Genomic DNA, 16,585 nt, shown 5'->3' on the forward strand with positions numbered 1-16,585 from the left:
GGAACTGCCATGAAAGCCGCTGTACTGCGCCAACCGGGCACGCCGCTGTCCATCGAGGAAGTCGCCATCGGCAAGCCCGGCCCGCGCGAGGTGCTGATCCGCACCCGTGCCGTGGGCCTGTGCCATTCCGACCTGCATTTCATCGAGGGCGCCTATCCCTGGCCGATGCCGGTGATCCTCGGCCACGAGGCTGCCGGCATCGTCGAGCAGGTGGGCTCCGAGGTGCGCTCGGTGAAGCCGGGCGACCACGTCGTCACCTGCCTCTCGGCCTTCTGCGGGCACTGCCCGCATTGCGTTTCCGGACACCTGTCGCTGTGCGTGTCGCCGGAGACCAGGCGCGGCAAGGACGATGAGCCGCGCCTGAGCGAAGTCACCAGCCTGAAGCCGGTGAACCAGTTCATGAACCTCTCGGCCTTCGCTGAACAGATGCTGGTGCACGAGAACGCCTGCGTCGCCATCCGCCGCGACATGCCGCTGGACCGCGCCGCCGTGCTCGGTTGCGCGGTGATCACCGGCACCGGTGCGGTGTTCAACACCGCCCAGGTGCGGCCGGGCGAGACCGTGGCAGTGATCGGCTGCGGCGGCATCGGCCTGTCCACCGTCAATGGCGCGGCGCTGGCCGGGGCAGGGCGGATCATCGCCATCGACCGGCTCGACTCGAAGCTGGAGCTGGCGAAGACCTTCGGCGCCACCGACGTGATCAACGCTGCCGACGGCGATGCCGTGCAGCAGGTGCTGGAGCTGACCCGTGGCGGCGTGCAGCACGCCTTCGAGTGCATCGGCCTGAAGCAGACCGCCGAGCAGGCCTTCGCCATGCTCGCGCGCGGCGGCAGCGCCACGGTCATCGGCATGATCAAGCCCGGCGTGAAGCTGGAACTGAGCGGCCTGGACTTCCTCGCCGAACGGCGTATCCAGGGCTCGTTCATGGGTTCCAACCGATTCCCGGTGGACCTCCCGCGGCTGGTGGACTTCTACCTGCAGGGCCGGCTGAAGCTCGACGAGCTGATTTCCCAGCGCATCGATCTTGCCCAGATCAACCAGGGCTTCGACGAGCTGCGCCGGGGCGAACTGGCGCGCTCGGTCATCGTTTTCGACCAGTGAAACGCGGAGAAACCCCATGAAGACACGTATTACCGAACTGCTCGGCATCCGCTACCCAATCATCCAGGGCGGCATGATGTGGGTCGGCCGCGCCGAGATGGCCGCCGCCGTTTCCAATGCCGGCGGGCTGGGCATCCTCACCGCGCTGACGCAGCCGACCCCGGAGGCGTTGGGCGAGGAGATCGAGCGCTGCCGAACCCTCACCGACAAGCCCTTCGGCGTGAACCTGACGCTGCTGCCGTCGATCAACCCGCCGCCCTACGAGCGCTACCTGGACGTGATCATCGCCAGCGGCGTGAAGGTGCTGGAGACCGCCGGCAACAACCCCGGCGAGTTCATCGCCCGCGCCAAGGCCGCCGGGATGACGGTGATCCACAAGTGCGTGGCCGTGCGCCATGCGCTGAAGGCGCAGAGCCTGGGCGTGGATGCGGTGTCCATCGACGGCTTCGAGTGCGCCGGGCATCCGGGCGAGGACGACGTTCCCGGCCTGGTGCTGATCCCGCTGGCGGCACGCCGCCTGCAGATACCGGTGATCGCTTCCGGTGGCATCGCCGATGGCGAGGGCATGGCCGCCGCGCTGGCCCTGGGTGCCGAAGGGGTGAACATGGGCACGCGCTTCTGCGCCACCCGCGAAGCGCCGATCCACGAGAACATCAAGCGCTCGCTGGTGGGCGCCACCGAGCGCGACACCCGGCTGATCTTCCGCACCCTGCACAACACCGCACGGGTGCTGCGCAATCCGATCTCCGAGGAAGTGGTGAGCATCGAGAAGCGCGGCAACGCGCAGTTCGAGGACATCCGTCACCTGGTGGCCGGCGCCCGTGGCCGTGCGGCGCTGGAGAGTGGCGCGGCGGACGACGGCATCGTCACCGCCGGGCAATGCGTCGGCCTGATCGACGACATTCCCAGCTGCGCCGAGCTGCTGCAGCGCATGGTCCGCGAGTGCCGGGCCAGCCTGCAGCGTGCCCAGCGTTTCGCGGGGGGCGAAGCATGAGCGCCAGTGATTTCATCGCAGAGGAGGGCGCGGTGCCCGCCGGCTTCCAGCCCATGTCCCGGCCCGGCTTCGTCAACAACTGCGGTGGGGTGTACGTGAACCTGGAACGCCGCGTGGTGGCGGCGCGAGTCCTCGAGGAGCACCTGAACCCGCTGGGCATCGCCCACGGCGGCTTTCTCGCGACCCTGGTCGATACCGGCTTCGGCACGGCAATCAAGCTCACCGCCGGCAGCGAACTGCCGCCGGCCACCATCAACCTCGACATGGACTACCTGAGCCCGGCGCTGCCGGGACGCTGGATCGAGGTCCATGTGCAGATCCACAAGCTCGGCCGCAGCATCTGCGTGGCCAGCTGCGACCTGCGCGACGGCGACAAGCTGCTGGCGCGCGGCAAGGGCACCTTCATCAACAATACGCGCAGCCTCCACGGCCGGACGCAATGACCCAGGAGCCAGCCATGGCCGAGCATCCCCCAGCCACCGCGCCCGTCGGGCCGGAGGCGCAGTACCTGCGGTTCCTCCAGCAGGGCCGTTTCATGATCCAGCGCAGCGCCTCCACCGGCCGCCACGTGTTCTACCCGCGCGTGGCGGTCCCTGGCAGCGGCGAGACCGACTTGGAATGGGTCGAGGCCGCCGGCACCGGGCGCATCTACGCCATCACGGTGAACCGCTCGCGCAACGCCAGCCATAACGTGGCGCTGATCGACCTCGACGAAGGCGTGCGCCTGATGTCGCGCATCGAAGGCCGGGAAACCGCGCCCATCGGCAGCCGCGTCAAGGCGCGGGTGATCGAGGAAGACGGGCAGGCGCTCGTGGTGTTCGACGTGATCGAAGAGGTGCAGGCATGAATTCGTCCCTTCGCGGCAAGACCGCCATCGTCGGCATCGGCAGCGCCGGAATCGGCGAAGCCCACGGCTTCAGCGCCATGGAGCTGCTCGGCCAGGCTGCGCTGAAGGCCGTCGCCGATGCCGGGCTCAGGCTCTCCGACGTCGATGCGGTGTTCTCCGCTACCAGTTCCCATGCCTTCCCGACGCTGTCGGTGTGCGAGTACCTCGGCATCAAGCCGAAGTTCGTCGACGGCACCAACGTCGGCGGTTCCAGCTTCGAATGGCACCTGCTGCAGGCCACCCTGGCACTGCAGGCTGGCCTGTGTGACGTGGCGCTGATCTGCTATGGCTCCAACCAGCGCACCGCCGGCGGCAAGCTGGTGTCGATGAGCGAACCGCAGTGGCACGAGACGGCCTACAAGCCGCGGCACCCGATCACCTCCTATGCGCTGGCGGCCAGCCGGCACATGCACCAGTACGGCACCACCCGCGAGCAGCTGGCGGAAGTGGCCCTGGCGGCGCGCGGATGGGCCAACCTCAACCCGGAGGCCTTCGCCCGCGGCCCGCTGAATATGGACGACGTGCTGGGCGCGCGGATGGTCAGCGACCCGCTGAGCGCCGCCGACTGCTGTCTGGTCACCGATGGCGCCGGGGCCTGCGTGATGGTCCGCGCCGACCGCGCCCGCGACCTGCCGAACAAGCCGGCCTACTTCCTCGGCGCAGGCGGCGCACAGTGGCACCGCTCGGTGGTGTGCATGCCCGACCTGACCGTCACCGCCGCCTCGGAAAGCGGCCCGCGGGCCATGCAGATGGCCGGCGTGAGCCACGCCGATATCGACCTGGTGATGCTCTACGACGCCTTCACCATCAACACCCTCCTGTTCCTCGAAGACCTCGGCTTCTGCCCGAAGGGCGAGGGCGGACGCTTCGTCCAGGGCGGGCGCATCGCCCCCGGCGGCGAGCTGGCGGTGAACACCAATGGTGGCGGCCTTTCGTGCGTGCATCCGGGAATGTACGGGATGTTCCTGATCCTCGAAGCGGTGACGCAGATTCGCGGTCAGGCCGGGGAGCGGCAGTTGAAGAAGGCGGATATCGCGTTGCTGCATGGCAATGGCGGGACGCTGTCGAGCCAGGTGACGGCGTTCCTGGGGAGTGAGGCGGCGCTCTAGTTCGCTGGGTAATCCGGCTGACTTCCATTTCGCCGACCGCACCGAACGGTTCCCTCTACCGCTTGCGGGGGAGGGCTAGGGAGGGGGAGCGGAGCCAGGCACCGACACTTATGCAGCCTCGTCATCCGCTGCCCTCTCCCTAACCCTGGCTGCGCGCCCCGCTCCGAAGGGAGAGGGGACCGTTCGGTGCAGGAGGAAACTAATGCGTCAGCCGGCACGAGCTGCCCCCTCTCCCTGAGGGAGAGGGCTGGGGTGAGGGGGAGGCTCAGGCACGCAATCTACCGAAAGCCCGCCCGGCCCATGCCGCGCGGGCTTTCTGCTTTTCACCCCAGCCGGAAAATCCCCTCCGAAATTGGTCCGAACGAACTACAGCCAGCCCCGCGCCACCTCCCGATACTCGACGACGAAACCCCTGCCGTGAAAGCGGCCCACAAGAACAACAGGTCTGAGGAACACCTCGATGGATATCCACTACACGCCTGAAGAGCTGGCCTTCCGCGAGGAAGTGCGGGCCTTCCTGCGCGACAAGCTGCCGGCCGAGCTGGCCGCCAAGGTCAAGCTCGGCAAGCGCCTCTCCAAGCAGGACAACGTCTTCTGGATGCGCACCCTGAACGATCGCGGCTGGCACGCCTCCCTCTGGCCGGTGGAGCACGGCGGCACCGGCTGGAGCGTGGTGCAGAAGTACATCTTCGAGGAAGAGTGCGCGATCTTCGGCGCACCGCGCGTGCTGCCGTTCGGCGCGGTCATGGTCGGTCCGGTGATCATCCATTTCGGCACCGAGGCGCAGAAGGCCTTCTTCCTGCCGCGCATTCTGGACATGACCGACTGGTGGGCCCAGGGCTATTCCGAGCCGGGCTCCGGGTCCGACCTGGCCAGCCTGAAGACCCGCGCCGTGCGCGAAGGCGAGCACTACATCGTCAACGGCCAGAAGACCTGGACCACCATGGGCCAGCACGCCGACTGGATCTTCTGCCTGGTGCGCACCGACCCGCAGGCCAAGGCCCAGCGCGGTATCAGCTTCCTGCTGATCGACATGAAGTCTCCCGGCATCACCGTGCGCCCGATCATCACCCTGGACGGCGAGCACGAGGTCAACGAAGTCTTCTTCGACAACGTGAAGGTGCCGGTGGCCAACCTGGTAGGCCAGGAGAATGACGGCTGGACCTGCGCCAAGTACCTGCTCACCCACGAACGCACCGGGCTGGCCGGCATCGGCTTCTCCAAGCAGTTGCTGCGCCAGCTCAAGGGCATCGCGGCGCGTGAGCGCAAGGGCGGCAGGCCGCTGCTCGACGACCCGCTGTTCCGCGCGCAGATCGCCGAGCTGGACATGCAGCTGATGGCGGCAGAAATGAGCAACCTGCGCATCCTCGCCGCCGCCCGCGAAGGTGGCGGCAGTGGCGCGGAAAGCTCGATCCTCAAGGTGCGCGGCACCGAGATCCGCCAGGCGATCACCCACCTGCTGCGCAAGGCCGTCGGCCCCTATGCGCTGCCGTTCCTCGAAGAGGAAATGGAGGCCTGCTCGGGCGACCTGCTGCACACCGACTACAGCGCCACCGCCGCCAGCCAGTACTTCATCATGCGCAAGCTTTCGATCTACGGCGGCTCCAACGAAATCCAGAAGAACATCGTTTCCAAAGTGAACCTCGGACTCTGACAGGCAGCCGACCATGGACTTCAAACTCAATGAAGAGCAGCAGATGCTGCAAGACACGGCGGCGCGTCTGGTACGTGACGCCTACGGATTCGAACAGCGCGAGGCCTATCGCCGCAGCGAGCTGGGCTACAGCGTCGACTTCTGGCGGCAGCTCGGCGAGCTGGGCCTGACCGGCGTGTCCCTGCCCGAAGCCTACGGCGGCTTCGGCGGCGGCGTGGACAGCCTGCTGGTGCACACCGAGCTGGGTCGTGGCCTGTGCCTGGAGCCGTACCTGCAGTCGGTGGTGTTCGCCGGCGGCCTGCTGGCCCAGCTGGGCAACGACGCACAGAAGGACCAGCTGCTGACCCGCGTTGCCAGCGGCGAACTGCAACTGGCGGTGGCCTTCGAGGAACCACAGAGCCATTACGAGATGAACAGCGTGGCCACCCGCGCCGAACCGGTGAACGGCGGCTGGCGGCTGAGCGGGCGCAAGGTCGCGGTGATCGGCGGGCACAGTGCCGGACTGATCCTGGTCTCGGCCCGCGTGGCCGGCGGCGAACTGGACGAGCAGGGCATCGGCCTGTTCCTCCTCGACCCGGCGGAAGCCGGCGTGAAGCGCCGCGTCTACCCGACCGCCAGCGGCCTCAAGGCCTGCGAGCTGTACCTGGACGGCGCTTTCGTCGCCAGCGAACGCGTGCTCGGCGAACCCGGTGAGGCCTTCAACGCACTGCGCTACCAGCAGGGCCGCGCCATCGCTGCGCAATGTGCCGAAGCGGTCGGCGCCATGGAAGCCACCTGCGAGCTGACCCTGGACTACCTGAAGACCCGCAAGCAGTTCGGTGTTGCCATCGGCTCCTTCCAGGTGCTGCAGCACCGCATGGTGGACATGCGCGCTGAGCTGGACCAGGCCAGCAGCATGGCGATCCTCGCCGCCTGCGTCGCCGACCAGCCCGACAGCGCCGAGCGCAGCCGCGCCCTGGCCGCCGCCAAGTACATCACCGTCCGCGCCGGACGCCTGATCTCCGAGCAGTGCATCCAGCTGCACGGCGGCATCGGCCTCACCGACGAATACCTGGGTTCGCACTACGCCAAGCACCTGGTGATGATCAGCCACCAGTTCGGCGACGACGACCATCACCTGCAGGCCTTCAGCCAACTGATGGACGTGGCCTAGAACGTAGGGCGCATAACGCGCCAGCGTTATCCGCCCGACGGCTTGGCATGAATCCGTTCGCGAGCAAGCTCGCTCCTACGAAGAGCAGGTGCTCCCTGTAGGAGCGAGCTTGCTCGCGAACCTCCTCAATCGCAGCGCCGATGCAAACCGGCGTTAGCCAAGGAAACAACCGAATGAAAGTCCTCGTAGCCGTCAAGCGCGTGGTCGATTACAACGTCAAGGTTCGCGTCAAGGCGGACCACTCCGGCGTCGATCTGGCCAACGTCAAGATGTCCATGAACCCCTTCTGCGAAATCGCCGTGGAAGAAGCCGTGCGCCTGAAAGAGAAAGGCGTCGCCAGCGAGATCGTGGTGGTCTCGGTCGGCCCGAACAGCGCACAGGAGCAGCTGCGCACCGCACTGGCCCTCGGCGCAGACCGCGCCGTGCTGGTCGAGAGTAACGATGAGCTGAACTCGCTCGCCGTGGCCAAGGCCCTGAAAGCCATTGTCGACAAAGAGCAGCCGCAGCTGGTCATCCTCGGCAAGCAGGCCATCGACAGCGACAACAACCAGACCGGCCAGATGCTGGCTGCGCTGACCGGCTACGCCCAGGGCACCTTCGCCTCCAAGGTCGAAGTTGCTGGCGACAAGGTCAACGTCACCCGTGAAATCGACGGCGGCCTGCAGACCGTTGCCCTGAACCTGCCGGCCATCGTCACCACCGACCTGCGCCTGAACGAGCCGCGCTATGCGTCGCTGCCCAACATCATGAAGGCGAAGAAGAAGCCGCTGGACGTGGTGACCCCGGACGCCCTGGGCGTTTCCACCGCTTCCACCGTGAAGACCGTGAAAGTCGAAGCTCCGGCTGCCCGTAGCGCTGGCATCAAGGTCAAGTCCGTTGCCGAACTGGTCGAGAAACTGAAGAACGAAGCGAAGGTGATCTGATGGCTGTTTTGGTTGTTGCAGAACATTCGAATGGCGCGCTGGGCTCGGCAACGCTGAACACAGTCGCTGCTGCGCAGAAGATCGGTGGTGACATCGCTGTTCTGGTCGCTGGCCAGAACGTCGGTGGCGTGGCTGAAGCCGCTGCCAAGGTCGCCGGTGTTGCCAAGGTGCTGGTCGCCGACAACGCTGCCTACGCTCATCAGCTGCCGGAGAATCTGGCGCCGCTGATCGCGGCCATCGCCGGTCATTTCAGCCACGTACTGGCCCCGGCCACCACCAACGGCAAGAACTTCCTGCCGCGCGTCGCCGCGCTGCTGGACGTCGACCAGATCTCCGAGATCACCGAAGTCGTTAGCGACGACATCTTCAAGCGCCCGATCTATGCCGGTAACGCCATCGCTACCGTGCAGTCCTCGGCTGCCATCAAGGTCATCACCGTGCGTGGCACCGGCTTCGACGCCGTGGCTGCCGAAGGTGGTTCGGCTGCTGTCGAAGCCGTTTCCGGCCCGGCCGATGCCGGCAAGTCCGCCTTCGTGGGCGAAGAACTGGCCAAGTCCGACCGCCCGGAACTGACCGCTGCCAGGATCGTCGTTTCCGGCGGCCGTGGCATGGGCAATGGCGACAACTTCAGCATTCTTTACTCCCTGGCCGACAAGCTGGGCGCTGCCGTCGGCGCTTCCCGCGCTGCCGTGGATGCCGGCTTCGTGCCCAACGACATGCAGGTCGGCCAGACCGGCAAGATCGTTGCTCCGCAGCTGTACGTGGCCGTCGGTATCTCCGGCGCCATCCAGCACCTGGCGGGCATGAAGGACTCGAAAGTGATCGTTGCGATCAACAAGGACGAAGAGGCGCCGATCTTCCAGGTGGCCGATTACGGCCTGGTCGCCGACCTGTTCGACGCGGTGCCGGAGCTGCAGGGAGCACTCTGAGCCAGGGGCGGAACGGGTGCGCGATAAAAACACGCCCGGCTCCCAGTGGCGCCGCCGAAAGTGATCTAGTTTGAAAGGAGGGGAGCCGGCGCCCGGGCCGGCTCCGCGAGCAGACCGGCGCTGCGACTCCGTGCGCCGCACGTCCCTGACCCCTGGTGTCGACGCATCATGGCCTCCCCGAAGAAAGCTTCCGGCAAGAAAGCCGGTCCCCCCGAGTCTGCCGTGCAGTTTCGCTCCCGCGAGGAGCGGCTGGGCATCGGCCAGCGCCTGCGGCAGAAGATCCCCCGCGAGGCCCATGGCCTGTGGAAGCCCCCCGGGCGCGGGCGGGATGTCATCGCCATCCTGGAGAAGTCCAACCGTGACCGGCTCAAGGACCTGGTGCCGATCCGCTACGGACGCATGCTGCGCAGCCCCTTCACCTTCCTGCGCGGCTCGGCCGCGCTGATGGCCCACGACCTCGCCGGCGCCCCGCATATCGGTGTGAACGTACAGGCCTGCGGCGACTGCCATCTGCTCAACTTCGGCCTCTTCGCCACGCCCGAGCGCAACCTGGTGTTCGACCTCAACGACTTCGACGAAACCCTGCCGGCGCCGTGGGAGTGGGATATCAAGCGCCTGGTGGCGAGCTTCGCCGTGGCCGCCCGCAGCAGTGGCCTGAGCGATGTCAGGGCGCACGAGGTCGCAGCGACCTGCGCGCGGGCCTACCGCGAGAACCTGCGCGCCTACTCGCGCATGAGTCCGCTGGAGGTCTGGTACTCCCGCCTGGATACCCAGACCCTGCTGGAGATGGCGCCGGACGCCAAGGCCCGCAAGTTCCGCCAGCAACTGTTCGACCGAGCCCGCGAACGCGTGGTGGAAAGCGCCTTTCCGAAGATCGCCGAACAGGTGGGCGGCCAGCCGCGCATCATCGACCAGCCGCCGGTCATCTACCACGTTGCCGAAGCGGATTTCATGCAGCGCGTGCAGAGCAGCCTGCTCGACTACCGGATCAGCCTGTCGGATGACCGCCGGGTGTTGTTCGACCGTTATCGGGTGGTGGATGCAGCGATGAAGGTGGTCGGCATCGGCAGTGTCGGCACCCGCTGCTTCATCGCGCTGCTGTTCTCCGAGGAGAACCATCCGCTGATCCTGCAGTTCAAGGAGTCCTGTCGCTCCGTGCTCGAGCCCTATGCAGGCAGGAGCCAGTACGTGCATCAGGGCCAGCGGGTTGTGATGGGCCAGCGCCTGATGCAGTCCTCCAGCGACATCTTCCTGGGCTGGATGCGCAGCCCGGGTGGGCGTGACTACTTTGTCCGGCAATTGCGCGACATGAAGCTGTCGGTCCCCGTGGAGCGCATAAGCGCAACGCAGCTGGAGCGCTACGCCGACATCTGCGGGCTGACCCTGGCCCGCGCCCATGCCAAGTCCGGCGATGCGGCGACCATCAGCGGCTACCTGGGCAAGGGCGACGCCTTCGACGAGGCCATGGGCGACTTCGCCCTGCTTTATGCCGACCAGACCGAGCGCGATCACGGCGTGCTGGTCAAGGCTGTGCGGGCAGGACGGGTGAAGGTGCTGATGGAAGAAGACTAGGGTCGGGGCCGCCGGGTACTTCGCTGCCCGCCTGCTTTCAGGGTTGCGCGAGCAGGTGGGCGTTGCTGTCGATCAGTGTCTGCGCGACCTCCACCAGGCCGTTGATGGCGAACTGCACGCCCATGCACACCAGCAGGAAACCCATCAGTCGCGAGATGGCGTCGATGCCGGACTTGCCGGTGGCCTTCATGATCAGGTCCGAGGCGCGCAGGCAGCCCCAGAGGATCAGCCCGGTGCAGAGGAAGATCAGCGGCGGCGCGACCAGGATCACCCAGTGCGGGAAGCTGGTGCTGTGCTTGATGCTGGCGGCAGAGCTGATGATCATCGCGATGGTGCCGGGTCCGGCGGTGCTCGGCATGGCCAGCGGAATGAAGGCGAAACTGGTGCGCTCGGGCAGCTCCTCGCGGGAGTCAGGGGAGGGCATGGGCGCGGGAAACAGCATACGCCCGCCGATGATGCAGAGGATGCCGCCGCCGGCGACGCGCAGGCCCGGAATCGAGATGCTGAACACCCCCATGATGAACTCGCCGATGTAGTAGGTCAGCGTCATGATGATGAACACGTAGCAGGCGGTCAGCAGCGCCTGCTGGTTCTTCTCCTCGCGGCTGAAGCCCTGGGACAGCGCGAGGAACAGCGCGACCGTGGTCGGCGGGTTGATCAGCGGCAGCAAGGCCAGCAGCCCGAGTAGGATGGCGTCGAACAAACTGCTCATGGCAGGGCGTTTCTCCAGTGGCGGAAGGCTGGGGGGAGTTTAGGTGCGAATCCGCCGGCGGCACGGAAACTATCGGGAATGCTCGAGCACCGCTGATGCGGGCGCTGAACTACGCTGTATGACGATAAGGCTGCCGCTTCGCTTGAGCCTTGCGCCGTCCCCGCCTGGAGCCGTTCCCCGATGACCGAAGCCCCGTCGCGATCCCGTTCCGGCTTCGACTGGCAGCGCTGGCTGCCCGGCCTCGCCACCCTGCGCCACTACCAGGCGGGCTGGCTGCCCAGGGACCTGGCCGCCGGCCTGGTGCTGACCACCATGCTGGTACCGGTGGGGATTGCCTATGCCGAGGCTTCCGGCGTGCCGGGCATCTACGGGCTGTACGCGACCATCATTCCGCTGCTGGCTTACGCGCTGTTCGGGCCGAGCCGGATTCTGGTGCTCGGCCCGGATTCGGCGCTGGCCGCGCCGATCCTCGCGGTGGTGGTGCAGTACGCGGCGAGCGACCCGCAGCGGGCCATTGCCATCGCCAGCCTGATGGCGCTGGTGTCGGGCGTGGTGTGCATGGTTGCCGGCCTGCTGCGCCTGGGCTTCATCACCGAACTGCTGTCCAAGCCGATCCGCTATGGCTACATGAACGGCATCGCGCTGACGGTGCTGATCAGCCAACTGCCCAAACTGTTCGGCATCAAGGTCGACAGCGAAGGGCCGCTGCGGGACATCTGGCATCTGGGCCAGGCTCTGATGGAGGGGCGCGCCAACTGGACCAGTTTCGCCGTGGGCGCCGGCAGTCTGGTACTGATCCTGCTGCTCAAGCCCTACAAGCGCATTCCCGGCATCCTCATCGCGGTAATCCTGGCAACGCTGGCGGTCAGCCTGTTCGACCTCGGCAGCCATGGCGTCAAGGTGCTGGGCCAGTTGCCACAAGGCTTGCCGTCGTTCGCCTTGCCATGGGTCTCCGATATCGACCTGGTGGAAGTGGTGCTGGGCGGCGTCGCCGTGGCGCTGGTTTCCTTTGCGGACACCAGCGTGCTGTCGCGAACCTACGCGGCGCGATTGAAAAGCCCGGTGAACCCCAACCAGGAAATGTTCGGCCTCGGCGTGGCGAATGTCGCTTCCGGGCTGTTCCAGGGCATTCCCATCAGCAGCAGTTCCTCGCGTACGCCGGTGGCCGAGGCCGCGGGGTCGAAAACCCAGCTCACCGGCATCGTCGGTGCGCTGGCGGTGACCCTGTTGCTGCTGGTGGCGCCGAACCTGATGGAACACCTGCCCAACAGCGCCCTGGCTGCGGTGGTGATCGCCGCCGCGCTGGGCCTGTTCGAGTTCGCCGACCTGAAGCGTATCTACCGCATGCAGCCCTGGGAGTTCTGGCTGTCCATCAGCTGCTTCGCCGGCGTGGCGGTGTTCGGCGCCATTCCGGGCATCTGCATCGCGGTGGTGATCTCGGTGATCGAGTTCCTCTGGGACGGCTGGCGACCGCACCACGCGGTGCTCGGGCGGGTTGACGGGGTGCGCGGCTATCATGACATAACGCGTTACCCGAATGCCCGGCGCATCCCCGGCCTGGTGCTGCTGCGCTGGGATGCGCCGCTGTTCTTCGCCAACGCCGAGCAGTTCCAGAACCAGGTGCTGGCGGCGCTGGATGAGTCGCCGACGCCGGTACAGCGGCTGGTCATCGCCGCGAGCCCGGTGACCAGTATCGATGTGACGTCCGCGGACATGCTCGCCGAGCTGGACAAGGTGCTGGAGCAGCGCGGCGTCGAGTTGCAGTTCGCCGAGATGAAGGACCCGGTGAAGGACAAGATGAAGCAGTTCGAGTTGTTCGAGGGCCTGGGCGAATCGGCGTTCCACCCGACGCTGGGTGCCGCCGTGGATGCCTACCTGGCCGACTCCGGGGTGGACTGGAAGCCCTAAGCCGCTCGGGCTTTCGCGCGGCGGCCGTCGATCCAGATGAGCATGCCGCTGGCGTAGAGCGACACCGCCAGGAACAGCGCCATGCGGATGGCGAAGGCGCGGTAGACGTCCTGACCCCCGGCACTGTCCTGCACCGACTGGCCCAGCAGGATCAGCATGGTGGTCAGGCAGCTGACCCAGTACGCCGGGCTCTTGCGCGTGGCCACCGCGGCATACAGGCGACGCCCCTGCCAGAGGGTGAACAGCAGCACCCAGAGAAAGAACATCCACAGGTGCACGAACAGGCTCAGGGCGCTCCAGACCAGGATCGCCAGCACGCCGGCCAGCAGGGTGGAACCTATCAGCTCGCGGCTGGCGTGGCGCGCGCGGGTTTCCCCGGCCTGCTGGCCGAGGCTCACGGACTTCATGATCAGCGGCATGAAACGGTCCGGCGCGATGATCGCCAGCAGGAACGCCGGCATCACGATCAGCACGGCGCGCAGGGCGATCCAGGCGGCATCTTCCTCACTGGGCAGCGGCGGGGCGGGAGGCGAGGGTGCATTGGCCGGCTCCGGGAACAGGGCATGGGCCACGGCGGTGCTCAGCACGGCCAGCAGCATGCCCTTGGCCAGCGCTTCGACCACCGACAACGCCAGGGTGAAATCGCTGGTGCCGGCAGCCGCGATCAGGGTCAGGCCGATCACCAGCAGGTTCGCCAGCAGGCCGTTGCCGCCGCGCAGTGCGTAGCGGAACACGCAGTAGAGGCCGACGCCCACCAGCAGCACGCCGCTGAGGGGCGCGTGGCGCAGCAGCGGGATCAGCAGCAGGCCGATACCGCAACTGAGCATCACCAGCACAGCCAGCGCCGGAGCCGCCTTGAGCGGCAGGGCCTGGGCGCGCATCGCCAGCAGGAGCACGGCAAGCACGGGGGCGAGGAACGGAATCGGCATGCCGATTCCGTAGCTGGCCGCCAGGCACAGTGCCGTGCCCCAGGCCAGTCGGAGAGCCCGGCGCCGCCGCAGCTCAATAGGCATACGACAGCCAGCTCATCAGCCACATGAAGCCGCGGCCGAGCAGGTTCAGCGGATTGCCTTCGCTGGGCAGCGCCATGACTTCGGCCTGGCCACCCACGCGCAGGCCGGCAGGGCTTTCCAGCTGGTCGCGGTCCAGCTCGACAATCACCGGGAAGCGTTGCGCCGAGCGCAGCCATTCGCGGCTGTTCTGCACTGTCGGCAGCGAACCCGGCGGCGTGCTCTGGCCGACGCTGACGCCATAGCCGATGCTGCGGATGTGCCCCTTGAGCAGCTCGCCGGGCAGCGAATCAAGTACCACCAGCACCGGCGTGCCGTTGCGCAGGTGGCCGAGGTTGTTCTCGGTCATGTCGGCGCTGATCCACAGGTCGTGGATGGCGATCAGCGTCATCACCGGGTTGCCGGGGCCGACGTAGTGGCCGACGTCGGTGCGCAGGTCGGTGATCAGCCCGTTGGAGTCGGCGCGCACCGTGGTGCGGGCCAGGTCCAGCCGGGCCTTGGCGACGTTCGCCGTGGCGCTGCGCAGCTGGGCGTTGTCTTCGTCGTGGCCGCCTTGCTGCTCGCGGGCGCGCTCGACTTCGGCACGGGCTGCCGCGACCTGGCTGGCGGCCTGTTCGCGGGTCGCCTGCGCGCTTTCCAGACGGCGCACGGAAACCGTGCCGGGGTCTTCCTGGTAGAGCCGCTGCAGGCGCTCGGCGTCCTGGCGGGCCTTGCGTTCGTTGGCCTGCGCCGCGGCCAGCGAAGCCTGGGCAGAGTCGATGCCGGCGGTGCTCGCGCCGATCTGCCGGCGCACGGTGTCCAGGTCGGCCTCGGCGCGCTGCAGGGCAATGCGGTACTGCTCCTGGTCCAGCTCGAAGAGCACGTCGCCCTTGTGTACCTCCTGGTTGTTGCCCACCACCACGCGCTTCACCGGGCCGGCCACCTCGGCGCTCACCGGCACCACATAGGCCTGCAGGCGCGCCTGCTGGGTATAGGGCGTGAAACGGTCGGCGAGCAGGTACCAGACCAGGCTGACGACGATCAGCAGCAACACCAGGCGCATGCCACGATCCGGCGCGGACTTGCCGGGGGCGGGAGGCGCGGACGGTGCCGGCGACGTAGCGGGTGTATCGCTCATTTCGGGCTTCCTTGATCCTGGGCGGCCGGGGTGGGCTCATCGAGCAGGTCGCCCCAGTCAGTACGCTGTTGCATCTGTTGCCGGGTGGCGGAATCGATGGGTGCGCGACGGCTGTCCCAGCCGCCGCCGAGCGCCTTGTACAGCGCCACCAGGCTGCTGACCGCGTTGCCGCGGCTGACCAGGTAGCCGTCCTGCTGTTGCAGCAGCAGTTGCTGGGCGTCGAGCACGCGCTGGAAGTCGGCGAAACCTTCGCGGTACTGCGAGCTGGCGAGGCTCAGTGAACGCTGCGCCGCCTGCGAGGCCTGTTCGCGGATGCCGGCGCTCTGCAGCGAGCGCACCAGGCCGCTGGCGGCGTCGTCGGCCTCGCGCGCGGCGTTGCGCACGTCCTGCTGATACAGCTCGATCAGTTGCTGCAGGCGCGCATCTTCCACGCGCACCGCGTTCTTGCGCCGGCCGTAGTCGAAGGGGTTCCAGATCAGGCTCGGGCCGGCGGCGAGGTTGAAACTGTCGGGCAGGTTGCTGGCCGAGACGAAACTCCAGCCGAGGCTGCCGATCAGGCTCAGCGACGGATACAGGTCGGCTTCGGCGACACCCACCAGTGCCGACTGCGCAGCCACCGCCTGCTCGGCGGCGCGGATGTCCGGGCGGCGCTGCAGCAGGCTCGCCGGTACGTCCTGGAGGATCGCGCCGTTGGGCATCGGCAACTGGCCGTGGCGGGCGAGCAGCTCCGGCATCTCGCCCGGCGGACGGCCGAGCAGGGCGCAGAGGATGTTGCGCAGGGCGTTCACCTGATTCTCGAACTCGGGGATGGTCGCCTGGGTCGCCAGGTACTGGGTGCGTGCCTGCTGCCAGTCCAGCTCATCGTTCTCGCCGTGGCGGAACAGCCGCTCGGTGATTTCCAGGCTGCGCTCCTGGCGTCTGGCGTTCTCGCGGGCGATATCCAGGCGCGCCTCGGCGGTGCGCAGGCCGAAGTAGGTGTCGGCGACCTGGGCGCGCAGCAGCACCATGGCGTCCGCGTAATTGGCCTGGGAGGCGAAATACACCGCGTCGGCCGACTCGATGGCGCGGCTGAAGCGGCCCCAGAAGTCGATTTCCCAGCCGATGTCGAAGCCCACGCTGGATTGCCAGAACACCGAGTCCCGCGCGCTGGGAGCGCCGTGCTGATTCTGCTTGAGGTAGAGGCTGTCGGCGCTGATCTGCTGCAGCTGCGGATAACGCCCGGTCTCGGCGATGGCCCGTTGTGCGCGTGCCTCGGCGATGCGCAGGCCGGCCACGCGCAGGCTGGTGTTGTGAGCATCGGCTTCGGCGATCAGTGCATCCAGGGTCGGGTCGGCGAACACCGCCCACCAGCGGCTGAAGTCCGGTGCAGCCGCACGGTGGCCGGCCTGATCCAGCAACGGCGTGCTCCAGCCGTCCAGCCACGGCTGCTCCGGCTTCCGGTAGTCCGGGCCGACCTGGGTGCAGCCGCCCAGCAGGGCGGCGAGGATCAGGGTGCAGCGTCTGACGCGCTCTGGCAT

At 67.4% G+C, this 16,585-nt stretch carries 15 protein-coding genes; 11 read left to right on the plus strand and 4 right to left on the minus strand.

What is annotated here, in order from left to right; genetic code table 11:
• Window positions 1-9: 9 nt before the first annotated feature.
• The 10 genes from J2T47_RS11470 (at window position 10) to J2T47_RS11515 (ending at window position 10,321) form a co-directional block, all read left to right on the plus strand.
• Window positions 10-1,101 carry a Zn-dependent alcohol dehydrogenase gene (locus J2T47_RS11470; RefSeq protein ID WP_253446232.1) on the plus strand — a complete coding sequence of 364 codons (1,092 nt, stop codon included), beginning with the start codon at window positions 10-12 and terminating at the stop codon, window positions 1,099-1,101.
• A gap of 16 nt (window positions 1,102-1,117) precedes the next feature.
• Complete coding sequence (locus J2T47_RS11475; protein ID WP_253446235.1) at window positions 1,118-2,095, plus strand: NAD(P)H-dependent flavin oxidoreductase; 978 nt, start codon at window positions 1,118-1,120, stop codon at window positions 2,093-2,095.
• Entirely contained in the window at window positions 2,092-2,538 is a 447-nt protein-coding gene (locus J2T47_RS11480; protein ID WP_253446238.1) for a PaaI family thioesterase, read from the plus strand. Before J2T47_RS11475 ends, J2T47_RS11480 begins: the two co-directional genes overlap by 4 nt.
• A gap of 14 nt (window positions 2,539-2,552) precedes the next feature.
• Complete coding sequence (locus tag J2T47_RS11485) at window positions 2,553-2,942, plus strand: Zn-ribbon domain-containing OB-fold protein (RefSeq protein ID WP_253446241.1); 390 nt, start codon at window positions 2,553-2,555, stop codon at window positions 2,940-2,942.
• Window positions 2,939-4,090, plus strand: a complete 1,152-nt coding sequence (locus J2T47_RS11490) for a thiolase (RefSeq protein ID WP_253446244.1) — start codon at window positions 2,939-2,941, stop codon at window positions 4,088-4,090. The genes J2T47_RS11485 and J2T47_RS11490 overlap by 4 nt, the downstream gene beginning before the upstream one ends.
• A gap of 460 nt (window positions 4,091-4,550) precedes the next feature.
• Window positions 4,551-5,744: an acyl-CoA dehydrogenase family protein gene (locus tag J2T47_RS11495; protein ID WP_253446247.1), complete on the plus strand. Its 1,194-nt coding sequence runs from the start codon at window positions 4,551-4,553 to the stop codon at window positions 5,742-5,744.
• Window positions 5,745-5,757: 13 nt separating this feature from the next.
• On the plus strand, window positions 5,758-6,897 hold the full coding sequence (locus tag J2T47_RS11500; protein ID WP_253446250.1) for an acyl-CoA dehydrogenase family protein: 1,140 nt from the start codon (window positions 5,758-5,760) through the stop codon (window positions 6,895-6,897).
• A gap of 173 nt (window positions 6,898-7,070) precedes the next feature.
• A complete protein-coding gene (locus tag J2T47_RS11505) occupies window positions 7,071-7,820 on the plus strand; it encodes an electron transfer flavoprotein subunit beta/FixA family protein (RefSeq protein ID WP_253446253.1) in 750 nt (249 codons plus the stop codon).
• Window positions 7,820-8,749 carry an electron transfer flavoprotein subunit alpha/FixB family protein gene (locus J2T47_RS11510; protein WP_253446257.1) on the plus strand — a complete coding sequence of 310 codons (930 nt, stop codon included), beginning with the start codon at window positions 7,820-7,822 and terminating at the stop codon, window positions 8,747-8,749. The genes J2T47_RS11505 and J2T47_RS11510 overlap by 1 nt, the downstream gene beginning before the upstream one ends.
• 222 nt (window positions 8,750-8,971) lie before the next feature.
• Entirely contained in the window at window positions 8,972-10,321 is a 1,350-nt protein-coding gene (locus tag J2T47_RS11515; protein ID WP_253446260.1) for a DUF2252 domain-containing protein, read from the plus strand.
• Between the two features lie 37 nt (window positions 10,322-10,358).
• Here J2T47_RS11515 and J2T47_RS11520 read toward each other — a convergent pair whose 3' ends face one another.
• Window positions 10,359-11,033, minus strand: a complete 675-nt coding sequence (locus J2T47_RS11520) for a MarC family NAAT transporter (protein WP_253446264.1) — start codon at window positions 11,031-11,033, stop codon at window positions 10,359-10,361.
• Between the two features lie 180 nt (window positions 11,034-11,213).
• Between J2T47_RS11520 and J2T47_RS11525 the strand changes: the two genes are divergently transcribed.
• Complete coding sequence (locus J2T47_RS11525; RefSeq protein WP_253446267.1) at window positions 11,214-12,941, plus strand: SulP family inorganic anion transporter; 1,728 nt, start codon at window positions 11,214-11,216, stop codon at window positions 12,939-12,941.
• Here J2T47_RS11525 and J2T47_RS11530 read toward each other — a convergent pair.
• The 3 genes from J2T47_RS11530 to J2T47_RS11540 are packed head-to-tail and all read right to left on the minus strand — an operon-like array spanning window position 12,938 to window position 16,585.
• On the minus strand, window positions 12,938-13,954 hold the full coding sequence (locus J2T47_RS11530) for a DUF2955 domain-containing protein (RefSeq protein WP_253446271.1): 1,017 nt from the start codon (window positions 13,952-13,954) through the stop codon (window positions 12,938-12,940). The two genes, J2T47_RS11525 and J2T47_RS11530, sit on opposite strands and share 4 nt — an antisense overlap.
• Entirely contained in the window at window positions 13,944-15,068 is a 1,125-nt protein-coding gene (locus J2T47_RS11535; protein WP_437180976.1) for an HlyD family secretion protein, read from the minus strand. Before J2T47_RS11535 ends, J2T47_RS11530 begins: the two co-directional genes overlap by 11 nt.
• Window positions 15,065-16,585 (minus strand): efflux transporter outer membrane subunit, encoded by a 1,521-nt coding sequence (locus J2T47_RS11540; RefSeq protein ID WP_253446274.1) that lies wholly within the window; start codon window positions 16,583-16,585, stop codon window positions 15,065-15,067. The genes J2T47_RS11535 and J2T47_RS11540 overlap by 4 nt, the downstream gene beginning before the upstream one ends.

The organism is Pseudomonas nitroreducens (assembly GCF_024170165.1).
GTDB lineage: Bacteria > Pseudomonadota > Gammaproteobacteria > Pseudomonadales > Pseudomonadaceae > Pseudomonas > Pseudomonas nitroreducens_C.